Raw genomic sequence first — 4,477 nt, 5'->3', positions numbered from 1 at the left:
TGCTTTTGAGCTTGCCAATGACACAATAACTGCTTCTAATCGATTGCTTGAACGAAACCCTGATGCTCAAATCTGGCGTGTCCGAATTGGACATAAAGGCGTTCACCGCTTTGGCGTAGGTCGTCTGCTTTAACTTTATGATGAACGGAATTGTTGATCAAAACTGCGAGGCGAGGCTTAGGTTAGTCGTAAGCAATGAGAGTAAACAGAGGCAAGTAATTGATGCTGTTATTGATACAGGGTTCACAGGCTTTTTGACCTTACCTCTGACAGTGCGATCGCAATCTTGTAGGGTGCGTTCCCTAATGCAACTTCTACCGCTCCACTGATCGATTTTGGGGAACGCACCATGCTCATGGATTGAAACTGTGAGTCTAAGCCGCGGGGGTTGGATTGAGCGAAACAATACTGGGACGAAAATAGCTCAATTCGCTTGAAAAAGCGCAACCCAACCACCCCAAAGGTTACTCTTTGTTGGGTTTCCTTGGGTCAACCCAACCTAAAATAATTGCTAAACTACTGCTATCATCCAAAGTTAGTGACGGCGGGTGAGTTCAAGCGTTAGACATTCAATCTACTTAAAGATCAGAGGCAGGCATTGACAATTAATGTAGGATTAGTTAGTATGATGCTCTAATCCTACTGGGCTGTCGTGGGCAGTTTAGGGCAATGAGTAAGAAAGTTAGCATAACCTTAGACGACGAAGTTTTGGACTTTGTAGATCGACTAGCAAGCAATCGTAGCCGCTTTATCAATGATGTTCTCTGGCAAGAGAAGAAAAGGGTTTTTATGAAAGAGCTAGAAGATGCTTATAAAGATCAGGCCAATGATCCAGAGATGCAAGCAGAAATTTCTGTCTGGGATATTGCAGTGGGCGATGGTCTAAATGCCTAATGGAAGACTAACCTATAAGCGAGGAGAGATATGGTGGGTCGATCTGAAACCCGTTGTTGGTTATGAAACCGATAAAGAACGCCCTTGCCTGATTTTACAAAACGATATTGGCAATCAAAATGGAACAACGACAATAGTTGCTCCATTGTTGCCTGGGAAAAGGACTTATCCTTTTGTTGTCAATATTACCCCGACAGTGCAGAATGGACTAGACGGAGATCGACACATCAACTTAAGTCAAATGAGGGCTGTAGATTCTCAAAGAATTAAGAATAAACAGGGTGTTTTAGAAGACGTTTATTGGCAAGAAATAGAGAAAGCAGTCTGTATTCAACTCGGTTTCAGTTTAGGTTTTAAGCCTTCATAGTGCGATGCCAAAGGCACTGCGTAGCAGAGCGCATCGCCTCGTGGGTTGAGTTGGGCGAAACAATACTGGGGCGAAAATAGCTCAATTCGCTTGAAAAAGCGCAACCCAACCACCCCAAAGGTTACTCTTGGTTGGGTTTCCTTGGGTCAACCCAACTACAATAATTGCTGCTCTATTGATCTGATCACCCATTTTCAGGTCAAAACTCGAAGTATAAGTAGATTCAATATTACTACCTATTGACAAATTCTTGTATGTGTTTTACCATGACGTTTCTATTAGCAAAAAAGAACTTAAGATCATGGCTTACGATCTTAGCACAAGATTTACGTTCACGGCAGGTGCGGATTTGGCTTCCTCTCCAGAAGGTTGGCTTGTTCCGACTGATGTGACTGTCGATGCTTTGGCCGGCGGCGACCGCATTACTGGAACTACGCCTACAGGATCTGGTATCAGCGGCATCGGCCTCAACAGCAGGAGCACCCTCAACACCAGCAGCGGCAACGACCGAATCGAGGGTCGTAGTTTTGGTAGCGGCTACGGCATCAACAACTCTGGCACCATCAACACCGGTGGCACCGGCGCCGATGATGACAGCATCACGGGAGAGGGCTGGTGCGGCATCTACAACACCGGCACTATCCTCACCGGCAGCGGTAGGGATATCATTGGGGGAATTGCCACAGGGAGTGCATCTGGCATCTACCACTCTGGCAGAATCGACACCGGTGACGGTGACGACCACATTGCAGGAGTTAAAGATACATCTGTACGTAGTGGCGGCGACGGCATCCAAATCAACCGCGGCACTATCAACACTGGCACCGGCAACGACGCCATCAGAGGGTGGGGGCATTACTACGGCATCAGTAATGACGGTACTATCGACACTGGCACTGGCAACGACACCATTACAGGAGACGGTTATGGTGTCACGGCCGGCATCAACAACACTGGTGGCACCATCAATACTGGTGCTGGCAACGACAGTATCACAGGTGGCACTGAAAGTACGGGAACTGGTGCCATCCATGGCATCATCAACACCGGCACTATTGACACCGGTGCCGACAACGACACCATTATGGGAGCTGCTGGGGGATCTGACAGTTCCGGCATCTACAACAACAGCTTCAGGAACATCATCACTGGTAGCGGCGACGACCGTATCAGTGGATCTGGTCTCGCCTATGGCATCAGTAACCTGGGTACCATCAACACCGGCATCAGCAGTGGCACCATCGCCGATAACGACACCATCACAGGAACTGCAACGGCATCTGGCCCTGGTAGCTCTGGTATCACTAATAGCGGTACCATCGAAACTGGCATCGGCTCCGACGAAATCGTGGGGACTGGTGGTATCCATGGCATCCTTACTTCCGGCAGCATCAATACTGGCATCGGCAACGACCGCATTACGGGAAATGGTCTCACCTATGGCATCTACAACAGTAGAACCATCAATACTGGTATCAGTGCTGGCAGCGGTGCCGATAACGACAGCATTACAGGAACTGCAACGGGAACTGGTATCACCTATGGCATCTACAACAGTGTTGGTTACACCATCAACACCGGCATCCGCAATGACACCATCACGGGATCTGCAACGGGAGCTGGTATGAACTATGGCATCTACAACAGTGGAACCATTGACACCAGCAGCGGCGACGACCGCATCACGGGAACTGGTAAAGCCTATGGCATCTACACCACCAGCGGTAACATCAATGCCGGCATCAGCATTGACACCAGCCCCGATAAAGACACCATCATAGGATCCGCAACGGGACCTGGCGGCACCGGCATCTACATTAGCACCGGTGTCACCATCAACACGGGCATCAGCGAGGACAACATCATCGGATCTGCCATGGGATCTGGTAGCATCGGTATCTACAACGATGGCACCATTGATACAGGCAGTGACCGGGACTTAGTTGATGCCTTAATCGGTGGTTTCGCCGGAAGCGGTATAACGAATCTAGGTGCAGGCGATGACACCCTGAAAGGCTTCGGCAGAGGAACTTTTCAGGGGGGCAGCGGTCAAGATACGCTGGTTTTCAATCCTGGCACCTACACAATCACTGCCGGGGTGGGTGCGGGTAACTATGTAATCAACGGCATCATGAACGTTTCAGGCTTCGAGTTGTTCGGCCCAGGGGCTGATATCACCAGCTTTTCTGCTGCTGTAGCTGCAGGGTCGGTGAGGTTCTGATCATGGTACTCGTGACAACAGGAGAGATGACCCGAAAAGCTTGAAAAACAGGGAACCGGTTATGCCAACCACCTACGATTGCGATTTAATTCTCTGGGCCCGGGATACGGCTCAACTTTTGCGGGAACAACGCTGGGATGCCATTGACTGGGAGCATTTAATCGAGGAAATCGAGGATTTGGGGAAAAGTGAACGCAGTGCGATTGGTTCTCAAATGGAGCGAATTTTGCTTCATCTGCTCAAGTGGCAATATCAACCCCAACGGCACTCCGATAGTTGGCTGGATTCCATCAATGATGGGCGATCGCAAATTCGTCGCAAATTAGAGGATAGTCCCAGTTTACGCGGTTATCCCGCGCAAATTTTGGATAAGGAATACACCAGAGCGCGTCGAGAAGCCGCCAGACAAACAGGTTTAGTCCTCAGCATTTTTCCCGAGTTTTGTCCCTATACTATCGCGCAGGTGATCGAAGATTGGTTGCCCGGTGATAGCCCGGATTGAAGGTTAAATAATCCTAAATCTGGTTATTAAAGACTGATTATTTATTCTCCCTTTTGCATGAGTGCCTTTTGTCTGTCTTGATATGTAGCCTATACTCAACGGATTTAGTATAAGTTGTTCCCCATCTCTCGATCGCTTGACTATCGATCGCCCATTTTCAGACCAAAACTCGAAGTATAAGCAGATTAAATATTACTACCTATTGACAAATGAGTATATATGTTGTAAGACGGGGTGATATACAGGAAGTTGACCCCTATCGTTGCTCTGGAGACTGTTATGCAGAAAGTTTCTGTATAATATGTAGTTATAGTTACTAATTCTGTACGCAAATATTGCATCTAGAATTAGCTTTGTACGCTTTGACCCGTACTGGGTTAACTACGAACCTCTCTATCGGATTCCCGCTAAAGGCGGCCTCTCCGACTACCTTTCTTCCAATATTTAAGGAACCATTAATATCTGCTCCATAGAAATAACCCGACGAGCTTCT

The 4,477-nt window shown here is 48.1% G+C and carries 4 protein-coding genes and 1 pseudogene; all 5 read left to right on the top strand.

What is annotated here, in order from left to right; translation table 11 throughout:
- Positions 1-137 precede the first annotated feature (137 nt).
- A pseudogene (locus MICAI_RS27790) lies at positions 138-275 on the top strand (clan AA aspartic protease); the annotation flags it as partial.
- A 394-nt stretch (positions 276-669) separates the two neighbouring features.
- On the top strand, positions 670-894 hold the full coding sequence (locus tag MICAI_RS06935; protein ID WP_004158853.1) for a type II toxin-antitoxin system MazE family antitoxin: 225 nt from the start codon (positions 670-672) through the stop codon (positions 892-894).
- On the top strand, positions 887-1,261 hold the full coding sequence (locus MICAI_RS06930; RefSeq protein ID WP_008199596.1) for a type II toxin-antitoxin system PemK/MazF family toxin: 375 nt from the start codon (positions 887-889) through the stop codon (positions 1,259-1,261). Before MICAI_RS06935 ends, MICAI_RS06930 begins: the two co-directional genes overlap by 8 nt.
- Positions 1,262-1,562: 301 nt before the next feature.
- Complete coding sequence (locus MICAI_RS06925) at positions 1,563-3,482, top strand: beta strand repeat-containing protein (RefSeq protein ID WP_008199595.1); 1,920 nt, start codon at positions 1,563-1,565, stop codon at positions 3,480-3,482.
- Between the two features lie 61 nt (positions 3,483-3,543).
- Positions 3,544-3,984: a DUF29 domain-containing protein gene (locus tag MICAI_RS06920; RefSeq protein WP_008199593.1), complete on the top strand. Its 441-nt coding sequence runs from the start codon at positions 3,544-3,546 to the stop codon at positions 3,982-3,984.
- Positions 3,985-4,477: the final 493 nt, after the last annotated feature.

It is taken from the genome of Microcystis sp. T1-4 (assembly GCF_000297435.1).
Taxonomy (GTDB): domain Bacteria; phylum Cyanobacteriota; class Cyanobacteriia; order Cyanobacteriales; family Microcystaceae; genus Microcystis.
Note: the sequence above shows the minus strand (reverse complement) of the source record. Positions and strands in the feature narration are given on the sequence as shown.